The organism is Rhodococcus sp. 21391, assembly GCF_016772255.1.
Lineage (GTDB): Bacteria > Actinomycetota > Actinomycetes > Mycobacteriales > Mycobacteriaceae > Rhodococcus_F > Rhodococcus_F opacus.
In genome coordinates this window covers 5790363-5806854 of the sequence record NZ_CP063781.1, presented here as the reverse complement: position 1 = coordinate 5806854, position 16492 = coordinate 5790363, and the positions used below count along the sequence as shown (strand labels likewise).

At 66.8% G+C, this 16492-nt stretch carries 16 protein-coding genes; 5 read left to right on the top strand and 11 right to left on the bottom strand.

Features of this window, described 5'->3' with window-relative positions; genetic code table 11:
- Positions 1–26 precede the first annotated feature (26 nt).
- Together GO592_RS26765 and GO592_RS26760 are read right to left on the bottom strand one after the other, a co-directional pair.
- Positions 27–1397: an amidase gene (locus GO592_RS26765; RefSeq protein WP_007300835.1), complete on the bottom strand. Its 1371-nt coding sequence runs from the start codon at positions 1395–1397 to the stop codon at positions 27–29.
- A gap of 36 nt (positions 1398–1433) precedes the next feature.
- The gene (locus GO592_RS26760) at positions 1434–2408 is read right to left on the bottom strand and encodes a D-2-hydroxyacid dehydrogenase (protein ID WP_007300836.1); all 975 of its coding nucleotides are present in this window, start codon (positions 2406–2408) and stop codon (positions 1434–1436) included.
- A gap of 80 nt (positions 2409–2488) precedes the next feature.
- Between GO592_RS26760 and GO592_RS26755 the strand changes: the two genes are divergently transcribed.
- Genes GO592_RS26755 through thpD form a run of 4 tightly spaced genes read left to right on the top strand, consistent with a single transcriptional unit; the run spans position 2489 to position 5623 of the window.
- A complete protein-coding gene (locus GO592_RS26755) occupies positions 2489–3232 on the top strand; it encodes a maleate cis-trans isomerase family protein (protein WP_005254469.1) in 744 nt (247 codons plus the stop codon).
- Between the two features lie 34 nt (positions 3233–3266).
- Positions 3267–4007: a maleate cis-trans isomerase family protein gene (locus tag GO592_RS26750; RefSeq protein ID WP_007300837.1), complete on the top strand. Its 741-nt coding sequence runs from the start codon at positions 3267–3269 to the stop codon at positions 4005–4007.
- Positions 3994–4671, top strand: a complete 678-nt coding sequence (locus tag GO592_RS26745) for a GntR family transcriptional regulator (protein WP_005572088.1) — start codon at positions 3994–3996, stop codon at positions 4669–4671. Before GO592_RS26750 ends, GO592_RS26745 begins: the two co-directional genes overlap by 14 nt.
- 37 nt (positions 4672–4708) lie before the next feature.
- Positions 4709–5623 (top strand): ectoine hydroxylase, encoded by a 915-nt coding sequence (gene thpD / locus GO592_RS26740; RefSeq protein WP_007300838.1) that lies wholly within the window; start codon positions 4709–4711, stop codon positions 5621–5623.
- A 41-nt stretch (positions 5624–5664) separates the two neighbouring features.
- Here thpD and GO592_RS26735 read toward each other — a convergent pair whose 3' ends face one another.
- A complete protein-coding gene (locus GO592_RS26735) occupies positions 5665–6108 on the bottom strand; it encodes a MarR family winged helix-turn-helix transcriptional regulator (RefSeq protein WP_005254473.1) in 444 nt (147 codons plus the stop codon).
- Between the two features lie 155 nt (positions 6109–6263).
- On the opposite strand from GO592_RS26735, the gene GO592_RS26730 reads away from it, so the two are divergent.
- Complete coding sequence (locus GO592_RS26730) at positions 6264–7463, top strand: MFS transporter (protein ID WP_007300839.1); 1200 nt, start codon at positions 6264–6266, stop codon at positions 7461–7463.
- A gap of 2 nt (positions 7464–7465) precedes the next feature.
- On the opposite strand, the gene GO592_RS26725 is transcribed toward GO592_RS26730, so the two are convergent.
- From GO592_RS26725 to GO592_RS26690, 8 genes are all read right to left on the bottom strand, one after another.
- Positions 7466–8437: a YVTN family beta-propeller repeat protein gene (locus GO592_RS26725; protein ID WP_007300840.1), complete on the bottom strand. Its 972-nt coding sequence runs from the start codon at positions 8435–8437 to the stop codon at positions 7466–7468.
- 52 nt (positions 8438–8489) lie between these two features.
- Positions 8490–9338: a hypothetical protein gene (locus tag GO592_RS26720; protein ID WP_005572080.1), complete on the bottom strand. Its 849-nt coding sequence runs from the start codon at positions 9336–9338 to the stop codon at positions 8490–8492.
- 250 nt (positions 9339–9588) lie between these two features.
- The gene (locus GO592_RS26715) at positions 9589–10929 is read right to left on the bottom strand and encodes an MFS transporter (protein WP_007300841.1); all 1341 of its coding nucleotides are present in this window, start codon (positions 10927–10929) and stop codon (positions 9589–9591) included.
- 110 nt (positions 10930–11039) lie between these two features.
- Entirely contained in the window at positions 11040–11444 is a 405-nt protein-coding gene (locus GO592_RS26710) for a RidA family protein (protein WP_007300842.1), read from the bottom strand.
- Entirely contained in the window at positions 11437–12189 is a 753-nt protein-coding gene (locus tag GO592_RS26705; RefSeq protein WP_007300843.1) for a hypothetical protein, read from the bottom strand. The genes GO592_RS26710 and GO592_RS26705 overlap by 8 nt, the downstream gene beginning before the upstream one ends.
- Positions 12186–13190, bottom strand: coding sequence for a membrane dipeptidase (locus GO592_RS26700; protein WP_007300844.1), 1005 nt, complete (start codon positions 13188–13190; stop codon positions 12186–12188). Before GO592_RS26700 ends, GO592_RS26705 begins: the two co-directional genes overlap by 4 nt.
- A complete protein-coding gene (locus tag GO592_RS26695; RefSeq protein ID WP_007300845.1) occupies positions 13190–14908 on the bottom strand; it encodes a hypothetical protein in 1719 nt (572 codons plus the stop codon). Before GO592_RS26695 ends, GO592_RS26700 begins: the two co-directional genes overlap by 1 nt.
- Complete coding sequence (locus tag GO592_RS26690) at positions 14905–16386, bottom strand: aldehyde dehydrogenase family protein (protein WP_007300846.1); 1482 nt, start codon at positions 16384–16386, stop codon at positions 14905–14907. The genes GO592_RS26695 and GO592_RS26690 overlap by 4 nt, the downstream gene beginning before the upstream one ends.
- Positions 16387–16492 lie beyond the last annotated feature (106 nt).

The following is a 16492-nucleotide window of genomic DNA, read 5'->3' as shown; positions in this document are numbered from 1 at the left end:
CGCGAAACGTGTGCTTTTCGGTCGACCTAGCCGAGGACGTGCTCCGCATATCGCGCGACCGCGAGTACGAGGTCGTCAGAGTGACGGGGGCCGATGATCTGCAGACCCACCGGCAGACCCGCAGCGGTGCGGCCTACCGGGATGCTGATCGCCGGCTGCTGCGTCAGGTTGAACGGGTAGGTGAACGGGGTCCACTGCGGCCAGCTGGTGAAGTCGCTGCCCGGCGGGACGTCGAAACCTGCCTCGAAAGCCGGAATCGGGACGGTGGGTGTGAGCAGGACGTTGTGCGTCAGGTGGAATTTGCCCATCGTGATGCCGATGTCCGCGGCGACCGCGCGAGCGTCGAGATAGTCGACGGCGCTGAACTTCTCGCCCCGCTCCCAGATCTTGCCGAGCCCCGGGTCGACCTTGTCGCGCGCACCCTCCGGGAAGTTCTTCAACATGGCCGCGGCCCCGGACGCCCACAGCAGCTCGAAGGCCTCGATCGGATCACTGAAGCCGGGGTCGGCGGTGGTGACCGGCAGACCCGCGGCGTCGAGGGCCTGCACGGCTCGGTCGACGATCGCCCGGACCTCCGGATCGACGGTCACATAGCCGAGCGTGGGGGAGTACGCGACGCCGAGTCCGACCACGTCGCGGCCGATCTCGCCGCGGAAGGTGGTCGGGAACGGGGCGAGCGATGTCGGGTCGCGCGGGTCGGGCAGCGACAGGATGTCCATCAGCAGTGCCGCATCCTCGACCGTGCGGGTGAGGGGGCCGGCATGCGCCAGCGGTCCGAACGGGCTCGCCGGGAACAGCGGGATGCGACCGTGGGTGGGTTTGAACCCGACGACGCCGCAGAACGAGGCGGGGATGCGCACACTGCCGCCGCCGTCCGTGCCGACGGAGCAGGGACCGAGACCCGCCGCGACCGCCGCGGCGCTGCCGCCCGAAGATCCACCGGCCGTCTTGGTCGGGTCGGCAGGGTTGCGGGTGATCCCGCACAGGGCGCTGTCGGTCACGGCCTTCCAGGCGATCTCGGGGGTCGTGGTCTTGCCGAGGAACACCATGCCGTCCTCGCGGAGCCGGGCGGCCACGGGACTGTCGACGTTCCACGGCTGGTCCTCGTCGACGGCCTGTGAACCCCGGAGTGTCGGCCAGCCGTCGGTGAGGAAGATGTCCTTGATCGAGATCGGAACGCCGTCGAGCAGTCCCTTGGAATAGCCGGTGTTCCAGCGCTCCTCGGACTTCCGGGCCTGCGCGAGCGCCCGCTCCTCGTCGACGAGGCAGTAGGAATTGATGGTGCGGTCGCGTTCGGTGATGGCGTCGAGCATCGCCTGCGTCGCTTCCACCGGCGAAAGTTCTCCGGACGAGTAGGCCGTGACCAGTTCGACGGCGGTCATGTCGGTGGGATTCATGAGAACTCCTTCAGCCTGGACGTTCGGGCCCTGTCTTCATCGGCTCGGTACGTACCCGAGGTGCTTGTCAACTACGTTCTCGAGCGGGTACCCCGTAACCCAGCGTTCGAAATTGTCGGTGAACACGGTAACGAGGTCATCTCGCCAGCCGGCGAAGTCGCCCGAATTGTGGGGTGTGATCGAGACGTTCGGCATGTCCCAGAGTGGATGGCCGGAGGGGAGCGGTTCCGTGTCGAACACGTCGAGCGCGGCGCCCGCGATCGTCCCCGCGCGGAGCGCGGTGACGAGGTCGTCGGTGCGGACGAGCTCACCGCGTCCGACGTTGACGAACCGGGCGTCCGGCTTCATCGCGGCGAACGTCGAGTCGCGGAACAGGTGGCGGGTCTGCTCGGTGAGCGGTGCCACAGCGATCACGTAGTCGGCGGCGGCGAGCTGCTTCGGGAGATCTTCCGTTGCGGTGACCGACCCGAAGTCGGGATCGGCGTTGCGTGCGGTGCGACCGGATCCGCTGACCTTCATCCCCGCCGCGCGGAGAAGCCGGGCGATCGCGCGGCCGATGGGACCGGTGCCGACGATCAGGGCGGTGCGGCCCGCAATCCGCTCGGATTCCCGGTGCTGCCACGTGTGGGACTGCTGCAGGCGGAGCGAGCCCGGCAGGTCCTTCGCGAACGAGAGGACCTGGGCGAGCACGTACTCGGCGATCGCCCCGTCGAACACGCCCCGTGAGTTGGTGATCGTGACGTCGCTGTCGCGGGCCTCGGGGAACATGACGGGATCGACGCCGGCCGCGGCGATGTGCAGCCACTGCAGGGAGCCGGCGGCGTGCCAGGCTCCGGGCACCGCGTCGGTGAGGAAGTCGTAGAGGAACAGCACGTCGGCGCCGTCGAGGGCATCGCTCAGCCCCGCCTTGCCGGTATAGCGAACGTCGGCACGGGCCGCGACGGGTGCCATGAGTTCGTCGCTCGGCAGGACGTGGGCATGTAGCACCGCGACGATCGGGTTCCGACTCACGTTGACACCGTATGAGTAACTCGTATGATTGTCAACAATCTGAAAATGCTCGGGCGCGGCCGAAACGAAGGTGAGGCCTGGTGTTGGAACTGAACATTCCCGAATTCGAGGGGCCTATCGCGCAACGGGGAATCGGCATCATCGCCCCGTTCGACCTGGCGCTCGAACGAGAACTGTGGCGATGGGCTCCCCTCGAGGTGAGCCTCCATTTGGCGCGCACGCCGTACGAACCCGTGCCCGTCAGTCTGGAGATGGCCGAACTCGTGTCCGAGCGAAGACACCTCATGGCGGCGACGCGCGACGTCCTGCACGTCGAGCCCGAGGTCGTGGCCTATCTGTGCACGTCGGGAAGCTTCATCAAGGGGCTCGAATACGAGCGAACCCTGTGCGACGCGATCTGCGAGGCAGGCGCCCAGCACGCGATCACCACGTCCGGCGCGCTGGTCGAGGCGATCGAACACCTCGAGCTGAGCAGGCTGTCGGTGATCACGCCCTACGACGCCCCCCTGACCGAACGGCTGCATGCGTTCCTGCACGAGGCGGGCACCGAGGTGGTTCGCTCCGATCACCTCGGGCTCGGCGGCGGCATCTGGAAGGTCAACTACCGCACGATCGCCGAGCGGATCATCGCCGCGGACGACCCCAGGTCGGAGGCGATCTTCGTCAGCTGTACGAATCTGCCGACCTACGACGTCATCGCCCCGCTCGAGCAGGAACTCGGCAAACCGGTCCTCACCGCCAACCAGCTCACGATCTGGGCCTGTCTCGGCCGGATGAAACTCCCCATGACGGGCCCCGGCAAGTGGCTCCGCAACGTCTTCTGACATCACCCCTCACGACTCGGAAAGAGGAGAACGCATGACGAGCACGCCGACCCCCACAGTGGGATTCATCTACCCCGATCACGCCGCCGAGGACGACTACCCCTTCGCCGCGGAGATGCTCGGAGTGGATCTGCCGGTCGTGCACATCTACGGCACCGACCTGCACGCCGTGCCCGAACTGCTCGACCTCGGGAGCCCGGAGAAGCTCGCAGGCGGGGCCGCGCTCCTCGCCGAGGAGAAGCCGGACGCCGTCGTGTGGGCGTGCACCTCGGGCAGCTTCGTCTACGGCCCCGACGGGGCGAAGCAGCAGGCCGAGACGCTCGCCGCGGCCACCGGTGTACCCACGTCCAGCACCAGTTTCGCGTTCGTCCACGCCCTGCACGCGCTGGGGATCACCCGCGTCGCGGTGGCCGCCAGCTACCCGGAGGACGTCGCGAAGCTGTTCGTCGAGTTCCTCGCCGCCGCCGGCATCGAGGTGCTGTCGATGTCGAGTGCAGGAATCGACACCGCGGCCGAGGTCGGTCTGCTCAGCCCGGAATCCGTGGTGCAACTCGCGGTGGAGAACGACCACCCGGACGCCGAAGCCCTGCTCATCCCCGACACGGCCATGAGGACGCTGGGTGCGCTGAGTACTCTCGAGCAGCGCCTCGGCAAGCCGGTCCTCACGGCAAACCAGGTGACCATCTGGGAAGGCCTGCGTCTTGCGGGCCACACGGCGGTGAACCCGTCGTTAGGAACCTTGTTCGAGAAAGGCAACAGTCATGGCTCTGACTGACCTGGAACCCGTCAGTCGTCAATCGACTGCCGAATTCATCGCGGACCGCCTGCGGATCGCCATCATGAAGGGGGCGCTCGAACCCGGTGCACAGCTGGGCGAGGCGGAACTGGCCGCGCATTTCCAGGTCTCGCGCGGACCCCTGCGCGAAGCCATGCAGAGGCTCGTGTCCGAGGGCATACTGCACAGCATCCGTCATCGCGGGATCTTCGTGACGGAGCTGACCCTCGACGACGTCGTGGACGTGTACCGCAGCCGCTCGGTCATCGAGCGCGGGGCGCTCGAAATGATTCTCGACGACGGCCGCCGGGAAGCCACGTACCTGGCGCTCGAACCCACCGTGCTCGTGATGCAGGCCGCGGCCGAGCGCGGCGACGCCGCCGCCGTCTCGGACGCCGACCAGCAGTTCCATCAGATCCTGGTGGAGAGTTCGGAGAGCCCCCGGCTCATTCGGGCGGCGCGGACACTGCTGATCGAGACCCGGATGTGCCTGGGTGCGTTGCAGACCACCTACGACGACATCCGCGAGCAGGCGCAGGAACACGCGACCCTGCGCGAGGCGATCCGATCGGGTACAGCTGGAGAGGTGCAGAAGCTGCTCGCCGAACACCTGGACGACGCCGTCCAGCGGCTCCGCGCCGACCAGAAGACCCTGTCGTCGTAGCGACAGTCAAGTAGAGGGTAAGTGCCGAGGAGGGACAATGACCCAGGTAGCTGAGGTTCAGGGACACACCAACCGCCACGATCGCTACCCGACTCGGATCGCCGCCGAGCCGTCCATGCTCCCACGGAGCGAACCCGCAGTGTGGGGCAGACCCGCCGACGGGCCGTTCGATTCGTCGGCACTTGCCGGACACGAGTCGCGCGGCTTCACGATCATCGACAACTTTCTGAACGCGGGCGACGTGATGTCGTGCCGGGAGGAACTCGACCGGCTGTCCCGGGACCCGGCGATGCGCGACAGCGGGCGCGTCATCACCGAACGCGGCACCGACGAGGTTCGTTCGGTCTTCGATGTGCACCGGCGCAGCGACGCGGTCGCCGCGCTGATCCGCGACAGCAGGATTCTCGACCGCGCGCGGCAACTCCTCGGCTCCGACGTCTACATCCATCAGAGCCGGATCAACTCGATGCCCGGTTTCAAGGGCACCGGCTTCTACTGGCACTCGGATTTCGAGACCTGGCACGCCGAGGACGGTCTTCCCGTCCCGCGCGCCGTCAGCTGCTCGATCACGCTCACCGAGAACTACCCGTTCAACGGGTCGTTGATGGTGATGCCCGGTTCGCACAAGCAATTCGTCCAGTGCGTCGGCGCCACCCCCGACGACAACTACACGTCGTCCCTCGTCGCGCAGGAGGTCGGGGTTCCGCGTCGCGAGGACGTGACGCGGATGGCGGCGGAGTTCGGGATCGACCAGTTCACCGGTGCCGCAGGCACCGCGCTGTGGTTCGACTCGAACGTCATGCACGGGTCGGGCAACAACATCACGCCCTACCCGCGGTCGAACCTGTTCCTCGTGTTCAACAGTGTCGAGAACACCCTCGTCGAGCCGTTCGCCGCGCCTCGTCCGCGGCCGGAGTACATCGCGTCACGCGACTTCACCCCCCTGTCCTGACGTGAGTGGCAAGGAGTGCTCCGGCACGCCTTGGCACTCACCTATGCGGGGAACTCGTGCAGGGCTCGGGCGAGGTGGGCGAGCTCGGGAATGTCGGCGGCCCGGTCGAGCGCCGCCTCCAGCGTGGCGTCGTGAGTGGGACGAGCCTCGTCCAGCGCGGCCCGGCCGGCCGGTGTGAGCTCGGTGTAGATGCCGCGGCGGTCGTCGTCGCACAGAATGCGGGTGAGCAGTCCGCGGTTCTCCAGACGGTTCACGAGCCTGGTCGTGGCGCTGCTGCTCAACGCCGCCGCGCGGGCGAGTTGCGCCATGCGCATGTGCCAGCCGTCCTGGCGGCTGAGGGCGTCGAGCACCGTGTACTCGACCACCGAGAGATCGTGCCCGCGCTGTAGGGCGCGCTCGAGCTCCGCCTCGAGCAACCCGTGCAGGGCCGCGAGCGTGCGCCATCCCTGCGACCGGATCTCGACGGCGTCGTCAGCGACTGCCATGGGCCACCTCCTGTGGATACGACTGCAAGGTCAGAATACCAGCTTGCGCACATAGCAGGCGTGTGCAACTATTTATGGCGCGCCTGCAACTAATGCAGACGCGGTATTCGAGCTAGCGCTCTTATCTCCCAGTCTGTACGAAAGGAGTGGCTGCGATGCCACTGGGTCTGCTCGCCCTCGCAATGGGCGGCTTCGGGATCGGTCTCACCGAATTCGTCATCATGGGATTGCTGCCGGAGGTGTCGGCTGATTTCCAGGTGAGCGAGTCTGTGGCCGGCTACCTCATCTCCGGCTACGCCCTCTCCGTCGCCATCGGGGCGATCGTCATCACCGCGGCCGTCACCCGCTTCGACCGCAAACGCGTACTCCAGGCGCTGATGGTGCTGTTCATCGGCGGCAACCTGCTGTCGGCGCTGGCCCCGACGTATCAGGTCATGATGGGCGGACGCGTCCTCGCAGCCCTGTGCCACGGCGCGTTCTTCGGCATCGGCTCGGTCCTCGCCGCCGACCTCGTGCCTGCGAGCAAGCGGGCAGGCGCGATCGCGACGATGTTCGCGGGACTGACCATCGCCAACGTTCTCGGCGTCCCGTTCGGCACGTTCCTCGGCCAGCAGTTCGGCTGGCGCTCCACGTTCTGGGCCATCACCGTCATCGGCGTCGTGGCGCTGATCGGCATCGCAACGCTGGTGCCGTCCGTGTCCCGTCCGGCGGACGCACCGGAATCCGGCGGTCTGCGCACCGAACTGCAGGCCTTCCGGTCTCCGCAGGTGTGGTTCTCGATCGCCGTCACCATCCTCGGATTCGGCGGCATGTTCGGTGCGTTCACGTACATCGCGTTCACCCTCACCGAGGTCGGCGAATTCGCGTCGACCAGCGTCCCGTGGCTCCTCGTGCTCTTCGGCGGCGGTCTGTTCGTCGGCAACGTCCTCGGTGGCCGGGCCGCCGACAAGGCACTCACCCGCACGCTGATCACGATCCTCGCTGTGCTCACCGTTGTGCTCGTCGTGTTCGCGCTCACCGCGGGGAGCAAGCCGATGACGATCGTGGCCCTGTTCTTCATGGGCGCCTTCGGTTTCGCTACCGTCCCCGGGCTGCAGATGCGGATCATGAACTACGCGGCACAGGCGCCGACGATGGCGTCCGGCGCGAACATCGCCGCCTTCAACGTGGGCAATGCACTCGGGGCCTGGCTCGGCGGCATCACCATCGCCGCGGGACTCGGCTTCACGTCGCCGATCTGGATGGGTGCCGCACTGACCGTGGGGGCGCTCGCCGTTCTCGTCCTCGCCACCGCCCTCGACCGTCGGTCGAAAGATGAGTCGGTGGAGGAGGGTCCGGCGGTGGTGTCGGTCTAGCGTCAGCGCGGCGGCGTCGCGTCGCCCGCTGCGCGCGTGACGGTGGCGATCGTGTTGTCGTTCTGGCTGGTGGCGTAGGCCTTCGTGCCGTCGGCGGAGACCGCGACGCCACCAGCGCTGCCGCCGACGGCGAGCGACGTCACCTCGGCGTTGGTGCCCGGATCGAAGACCGTGACGGACCCACCCTCGGAGTCGATGACGTACAGCGTGTTTCCGTCCCCGGTCACCGCGGCGCCGCCCATTATCCCGTCGACGCCGAACGTGGCGGTCACCGTGTTGGTGGCGGCGTCGATCACCGACATCTCCGCGCCGCTCCGCACGTAGGCCCGGTCGTTCGTCGCCGTCACGGCACTGGGGTGGGAGGCGACGGGAATCGTGTCTACGACGGTCGTCGTGGCCGTGTCGATCACCGTCACCGTGTTGTCGGAGGAGTTGGTGACGTACACGTGCGTGCCGTTGGCCGCGAGCTGGATGGGGAAGGCGCCGACCGGAACCGTGGCGGTCACCGTGTTCGTGGCGGTGTCGATCACGGAGACGGTGCTCTCGACGCCGTTCGTGACGTAGGCGTGGGCCCCGTCGGCGGATACCGCGACCGCCAAGGCGAATTCGCCGACCGGGATCGTGGCCGCCACCGTGTTGGTGGCGGTATCGATCACGGACACCGTCCGGTCTGCGGTGTTCACGACGAACACCCGCGCACCGTTCGGGGTGACGGCGATCCCGGTGGGTCCGCCGCCCACCGGGACGGTGGCGGTGACGGCGTTCGTTGCGGTGTCGATGACGGAGACGCTGTTGGCCCCGGAGTTCGTGGCGTACGTGACGGCACCGTTCGGTGCGACCGCCACCTGCATCGGCGTCAGCCCGACGGGAACGGTGGCGGTGACGGCGTACGTCGGCGCCGCGCCGGCGGTGGTGGCCAGGAGGCCGAGCGTGGCGATGCCGATCGTCAGGACAGTCGAAGTGCGCGCGAACATCACCGTCGTAGTGTCTCCCGCACCCAGGCCGTCGTCGGGGATGTCCGCAAGATCACGTGGCAGGGTCGGCGAGTCCCCCCGAGTTCGCGGTCTCGCGTGTTCGCTGTGCCAGCTCGCTGAGGCGGCGAGCGCGGGCGATCTCGGCCGGCGTGAACGGCTCGTCCACCGGCCGCACGAAGACGAGCGGCTCACCCTCGCCCGACGGGATCGCGACGGACGCCGCCGTGGCCGGATGGTCGCTCACGAGCGAATCGACATACTGGGCGCCGAGCAGCTCCGCGATCGACAGGGGCAGTTCGGACGGATCGGCCGCCACCCGCGACGCCAACGTCAGCGCCTTCGTCTGGCCGTCGATGAGCGCGAGCGCCGAAGCCGGCCAGATGCCCACACTGCGGCCGCCCCCGGCCCGGACGGCATGCGACAGCGCCTCCGGTGACGTCTCCCGGCCCGCCCCGACGATCAACTCGTCGAGCGAACCGCCGTCCAGGTGATGGACGTGCACGGTCAGGATGTTGGCATCCAGCTTCGCGAGGTTGCGGGCCAGCGACTCGAGCTGTCCCGGTTGGTCGCTCACCCGGGCACGGATACGCCAGAGTGACTGCCCGGTCGAGAGATGGCCGTGCCTGCCGTCGGGCGGACCGTGCAGCCAGCCACCGAGCAGTCTCATCGCCGACGGCTCCACCACCCAGATCACCAACACGGTGGTGCTGACGGTCAGGACCGTGACGGTCATCAGATAGGAGACGTGGAAATGAATGACCAAGGCATGGAGCACTAGTTCGACGGGAAAGACGGCGCACAGTTTCGCGAGCGCCAGGCGGAGACGGCGGGGGTGCGGAAGCCGACCGCACGCCTCGCACGCGTTGACATGAACTCCGGGTTCTCTCGCGGCATCGTTCATGCACCCACTGTCGTCCGGAAGTATTGCCGAGTAGTTTCATCGCACGGTCGGTGGTGTGACGGGTGATCGTGAAATGCGTTGGGGTGCAACGTCGATGTGGTGGGCGAGACACCGGGGCGGCGCTTGTGAGCGGGGGCACTCTCCGGGGTCGCCGATACGCGCGTGGACATGGTGACGCCGCTGCCGCCGGGGACTGGCACCCGGCAGCAGCGGCGTGATTCGGAGCGCTCAGCGCAGTGATTCGGAGCGCTCAGCGCAGTGCGGCGGCGTCGCTCAGGTCCGTTCCCCGGGTCTCCGGGGCCATGAGGAAGCTGACGAGTGCTCCCACCGCGGCTATGCCCGCGGCGATGTACATCGTTGCGGAGAGTCCGAGGTTGGACAGCGCCCACGGGGTGGCGAAGGTGCCGATCGCCGCGCCGATCCGGCTGATCCCCGTGCAGAGGCCGACCGCAGTGGCCCGTACCTCGGTGGGGAACAGTTCGTTGGGGTAGATCCATTCGAGGATGGAGGGCCCGCCGTTGAAGAGTGCGTAGATCGCGAATGCGAATGCGATCACCCACAGGCCTGCGTCCGGCTTGATCGCGAGGAAGAGCAATCCGAGACCGGAGAGGACGAACCCCCAGATCAAGATCGGCCGGCGACCGAGCCGATCGACGAGCAGCAGCGCGACGACATTGCCGATGAGGAAGAACAGGTTGATGAGCCCGTAGCCGATGTGGGCCAGATTTCCGGAACCGAGGTTGAAGAGCTCGAGGATCTGCGGCCCGAACGCGTAGATGGCGAACAGGGTCACGATCGTGCACGTCCAGAAGATCGAAATGAAGACGACCCGCCGCAGGTACCCTCCGCGCATCAGTCCGCGAATCGATGTGGTCCCTTCCTCGTCGGGCAGATCGTCCAGAGTCGCATCGTTTCCGATCGTCTTCCGCAACACCGTCAGCGCCTCCGCGGAACGTCCCTTGCTGAGAAGCCAGCGCGGCGACTCGGGGATGCTCGTGCGCGCGATCACGATCAGGGTGGCGGGAACCGCCGAGGACAGCAGCATCCACTTCCATCCATCGGGATGGCTGAGCAGAAGGTAACCCACGAACGCGGCGGTGGTAGCGCCCACGAACCACATGGCGTTCAGGCCGCCGACGAGTTTGGCGCGCCAGGCCTTCGGTGCGAACTCCGTCACGAGGGCGGTGGCGATGGGGTAGTCGGCGCCGACCGCGATGCCGATGATCAAGCGCAGGATGAACAGTTGCATTTCGTCCGCCGCGAAGAATTGCAGGACCGAGCAGACGATGATCACGATCAGGTCGATGGTGTACATCAACTTTCGGCCGATCCGATCGGTCACTGCGCCGAACACGGCACCGCCGAGGAAGACGCCGATGAGAGCCGAAGACCCGATGAGGCCGGCCCACAGTGCGCTCATGTCCCATTGCGCCTGGATCTGAACCATGGCGATGCCGATGATGCTGAGGATGTAGCCGTCGAGAAAGGGTCCGCCCGAGGAGAAGAGGGCGAGTTTGGCGTGAAAGCCGTTGAGCCTGGCGTTGTCCAGTGTGACGCCCGATCGGGCGGTGACGGTGGTGTCGAGGTTCATCTGAGGAATCCCATCGGGGGTGTGGGCTTGAGGGTCGGTCCCCACGTGATGTGGTTGCTGCCACATTAGGAAGTGAATCGGCGGCGCGGAATTACCAGTCTCCTACCAATTCATGCTTCGCGCTTATCAATTCGTTGATATACGGCGGCAACCGCGTCGATTTCGATTCTCTTGCTGCCGCGGAAGCGCGCGACCTCCACGGTTGTCCGTGGCGGTAGTGGAATCCCTTCCAGCCGGTCGAGATACGCGGCGTTGTATTCGTCGAACTCCGCGAGATCCGCCAGGTACACGGTGGTCTTCAGGAGCGTGTGCAGCCCGCCACCCGAGGCCAGGAGCGTCGCTTCCAGGTTGTCCAGTGCGACCTTCACCTGATCTCCGATCGCGGCCGGGGTCTGTCCGTCCGCGGTGGTGGGGATCTGCCCGCAGGCCCAGATGGTGCCGGCGAACACTGCGGCTCTCGAATACGGTCGTTCGGTGCCGCGCGGATGTGCGACGAGTTCACGCTGGTCAGTCATGGTTTGCCTCCGGAACGAGGAATCGCCTGCCGAGCGCGTAGGCCCGCGACCACTTCGCAGTGTCGACGAAGACGCCGTAGGAGACGGCATGGCGGTATCGCGTCTCGCGTTCGACCGCGGTGTGGACGGGACGGGACGCGTCCGTGGCGTGTGGTGCGGTCAGGACGAGCGTGCCTCCACCGTATTCGTCGTGGACTGTCACGTCGGATTCGAGCGCCGTTGGGACAGCGATGTCGCGGTACATGTCGCCGGCTGCTGTCACGACTGTCGCATTCGTGTGCCGCCCGCGGTCATCGAGAGTGACCAGCCGCAGCGTCGTGCCGGAACGGGACGCAGCGCGCAGGGCGTACCAGTCGACTGCCTCGTGGTCGTCGATCCGGGACACCAGAACCGGTCGTGATTGCGACAGCGCGAGGTCGACCGCGAGGGGTCCCGACAGCAGACCGCTCCGGGGCGAGTGGTCGACGATGTCGACGGCGGAATTTCTCGACAGCGACACACCGGCGGGAGTCCTCGTCGAATCGAGCCGGTCCAGCGTTTCCAGGAGAGTGTCGATCCCGGTACGCGCGTGGAGTTGCATCGCCGTCACGGTGTCGGCCGCGGCGGCGGCCTCGCCGGAGCTGACCCCGGTGGCGTACAGCGCGCGGAAAGCGGTCTCGCGAACCTCTCGCACCGCCAACCTGATTCGGTTGTTCATGGTGGGGAGCGCGTCCTGCTCGGATGTGTGAGTGAGCATGTCGGTCATCGGCGTTCCTGTGTCTGCTGCAGGCCAGGGAAGACTTCGTCGAATATCCGCAGCCAGTTCTCACCGAGAATTTTCGCGACGGTCTCGTCGGCGAGTCCGACCTCCTGCAGGCACTCGGTGAGAACCGGGAAGTCGGACGGGCCCGAAAACCAGTTCGGCCACATGGGCCACTCGGGTTCGACAGGATTCTGGCTGGGCGGTCGCCAGCGACCGTTGCGCAGCCACGCGACGTAGTCCTCCGACCAGTTTCGGGTGCAGTCACTCCCGATCGCGACGTGGTCGGGTCCGATCTGGTCCACGAGTCGCGCGACCATGACCGCGAAGTCGGAACTGGAGGTGGCTTCCCCTCCGAGGACGTTGGGGTAGAGGCAGCAGCCGATCACGCCGCCGCGGGCGGCCAGCGCATCGATGACCTCGTCCGGCTTGTTGCGGGGGCTGTCGACGAACCAGGTCGGGTTCGAATGGGTTATCGCGACGGGCTTTTCGGATGCGTCGATCGCATCCAGGCAGGTGCGGTTACCGACGTGGGAGAGATCGACGAGCATCCCCACCCGGTTCATTTCGGCGACCATGATTCGTCCGAACGCGGTGAGTCCCGAATCGTGCTCGTCGTAGCAGGCGCCGCCCGCCAGGTTCTGAATGTTGTAGGTGAGTTGCGCGACACGAACGCCCAAGCGATGGAAGATCTCCACCATCCGGTAGTCGTCTCCGAAAGGCGAGGAGTTCTGGAACCCGAGGAGTACTGCGATCCGGTTGTCCCGCTTCGCAGCGCGAATATCTTCGGAGGTCTCCGCGAGGGTGACGATGTCCTTGTTGTCGGCGGCGAGTTGATACCACTGCGCGACGGCGCCGAGGGTGTCGGTCGGCCCGTCCCACACCGCGCAGGTGGCGTTCACACCCGTGACGCCACCGGCTCGGAGTTCCTCGAGGACCTTCCGATCCCAGTTGTTGATCTGAAGTCCGTCCACCACCAGCAGGTCGGAGTGGGTGAGCGTGTGCACTAGGAATCCTTTCGCGGCTTGCGGGTGAAGATCCAGTCGTCGTCGACTCCGGCGGCGACGTCGTCGGCCCGTGGGGCTCCCGAGTAGAGGGTCACGCGGAGCCAGTCGGTCGATTGCGGGCTGTAGTTGTCCATTCCGTACATCGCCAGTTGGAATCTCTGCAGATTCAGGGGAAGGAACTTCTCGGCGAGCAGGTTGTCGTGTGCTTCCGAATACGGGACATCGGCGAGCGTCTGGACTCGGGCGACGATGCCGCGGTGCCATGGATGCTCGACGAGAAAGGCGGCGACGGACGCTTCGCCATGTGCCGCCGCGAGATCCCGGTCCAGAGAGGCGACGGACCGGGCGATGTCGATCGGATGCTCGACGTTCTCACCGGGATCGATGCCCCTGCGTCCGCGACGCGGCTCCTCGTTGTTCTCCGAGGAGAACCAGAAATGGGCCAGTTCGTCGGGATCGTCGAAGTCGAAGCGCCGCACCCACCCGTAGCGGTCTCGGAGGGCGGAGCGCAACTGGGTGCAGGTCTGCGCGGGATCGACGTCCTGCCGCTGATCGCAGCACAGCAACTCCTCGACCTCGGCGTCGAGTTGAGGATGTACCTCGACGATCACGCTGTCCACGACGGCGCGGACCTCGGGACCGATTGTCGCCGCGTGCTCGTGGAGCGTCCGCCACGCATGGGTCGTGGCCTCCCCGCCGATCGTCCCGCTGTCGACGTACTCGGCCAACATGGCCCGGAGCGGTTCGAGTCGGGAGGAGAGTTCGCCGCACGGTACGAAGGGTGCAGTCGCCAGGTCTGCGCGTTCGCGGAAGTAATGGGTGGCTCGCTCGAGCAGGTCAGCGGCAGTGTGGATGCGTCGATCGGCGGGCGTGGTCGCCTGTGCCAGCGCGTGGGCGAGTGGGAGTTCCCGCGTGGCACACCAGGCGTCGAGCACGTGTGGGTGGTTGATCACGTAGGGCACCATGCCGAGACCTGTTGCGTTGCCCAGCCCGAGGTAGCGTCGCCAGTCTCCGGACAGCCGCACCGACAGAGGGTTTCGAGCGCGGGCACAGTGCTCGACGAGGTCGTAACTTAGCTCGCGCAACAGCCAGGCGGTCAGCATGTGTGCCCGGTAGGGCAGACACAAGGGATGGTCGGCGTCGAGCCGATCGAAATCTGCGAGCCCGAACTTTCCGTTGCTGTAGAACGCGGTGCTCCGCAGAATGTAGGCGGCATCGCCCATGGTCGTGATGTCCGGTTGGTTGCCCTCGGAGAGGCGGTCGACGACGTAGTCGAAGAATCGGGCACTGCGGTTCGCCCGCGTCCAGATGAGAGTGCCGTCGTCCGCCCGGCCTTCTTCCTGACGCGGTACCTGCACCCGCAATGCGTTCATCCGGCTCTCGGTCAGCGGTCCCTCGATCAGGGCGCCGGTGACGTCCCAGGCCTTGGCGATGACACGATCGGTTCGATCGCTCTCGGTGAGGGTCGTCGAGAACACGACGAATCGCACCTCGTGTGAACCGATGACGACGCGGTACACGATCTCGCCGCGGCCGGCGCCGTCGACGTCCCACCGCTCGCGTTCCACCCGCCAGCGCTGCGCGGCCGCCGTTCGGAGGAAGGACCGGGCGAAGCTGTGACGGGTGTAGCGTGCCGCTCCCATGTCGGCCGGGTCCAAGACCTGTTCGGGCGATCGCGCCAGGGTCTGCGTCCGGCGGAGCGTGTCGGTCGGCCTCATGCGTCGCTCCTCGGCGTTCCGGTGCGGGCGTAGGCGATCTTGCTCCACGTGAAGAACTCGGCGCTGGTTGCCGCATTCTGCTCTCGGGGAGCAGGGAAGGACGAGTCCTTGAGTCCGCCGAAGGGAGCGTGGAGTTCGGACCCGGTGTTGGGGGCGTTGACTTTGATCAGTCCTGCTTCGAGGTCACGAATGCAGCGACGAACGGCGCGCTCGTCACAGGTGAACACCGCGGCGGTGAGGCCGAAGGGCGTGCCGTTCGCGATGGTGACGGCCTCGTCGAGGTCTTTCGCGCGCAACACCGTGGTCACCGGGCCGAACACCTCCTCTCGGCAGATGGTCAATTCGGTTCTTCCGGTGAGCAGCGTGGGGGCGACGAACGCGGCACCGGAGGTGGGGAGCGGTGCACGCGCCAGCAATTCGGCGCCCTCGGACAGCGCCTGGTCGACCGCGGCCGTTACCTCCTTTGCCGCGCGGGGGGAGACGAGCGGGCCGATCTGCGACTCGGGTGCCAGTCCGTCGCCGACCACCAGTTCCTCGACACGGGCGACGAGCTCGGGAACGAGTGCGTCGTAGGCATCGCCGACCGCGATGATCCTTCTCGTCGCCGTACACTTCTGACCGGTGCTTCCCATGGCACCGGCGATCAACACGGCAGCTGCGTCGTGCGGATCGACGTCGGGGAGCACTATTGCGGCGTTGTGGCCACCGAGCTCCATCTGGACCTTCGCGCCGCGGGGCACGGCGGCAGCCTGGATCGACCTGCCCACCGGTACCGACCCGGTGAAGGTGACTCCGGAGACCTCTTCCCGGGCAACCAGTTCGGCGCCGATCGGGCCGGGACCCAGGATCATGTTGAGGACACCAGCCGGGACACCCGCTGCGGCAAGGACTTCGGCGAAGGCCGCGGCCACCGCAACGGTGTCGCTGGCGGGTTTCCAGACGACCGTATTGCCCCACAGAAGTGCAGGCGCCAGTTTCCAGGCCGGGATCTGGAGCGGGAAGTTCCACGGGGTGATGGCGGCGACCACGCCGAGCGGCCGGCGGACCGTCCGAATCACCTCGTCGGGATGAGAAGAAGGGTAGGTGGCGCCGTCGGCGTTCCTCGCCTGCGCTGCGTGGTAGTGGAGAGTCTCGACGGTGGCCCCGACTTCGGCGCGCGATTCGGGGAGGGTCTTGCCCTGCTCTCGGGTCATCAGCTCCGCGATCTCGTCCGCACGCTCGGCCAGGATCTCGGCGGCCCGGCGCAGGACCAGTCCGCGGGCGATGATCCCGCGGTCGTCCCACTCCCGCCGAGCCGACACTGCAGCGGACACCGCTGCGTCGAGGAGACGGGTGTCGGCCTGGTGGTATTCGGCAACGGTGCTCTCGTCGGACGGGTTCGTCGTCGTGGTGACCGGACCTTCCCCGTCCACCCAGTCACCGCCGATCAGGTGGCGTAGATAATTGTCCGTGTCCGGCGCGGTGACGTGGTGCTCCACTGCTGACTCCTCGATGGCATGGTGATTCGGTGCCCTCAACGCTAGGCCGGGCACACACCGTGCAGAAGTACCTATTGTCAACCGACTGATAAGTTGCAAGTATCAA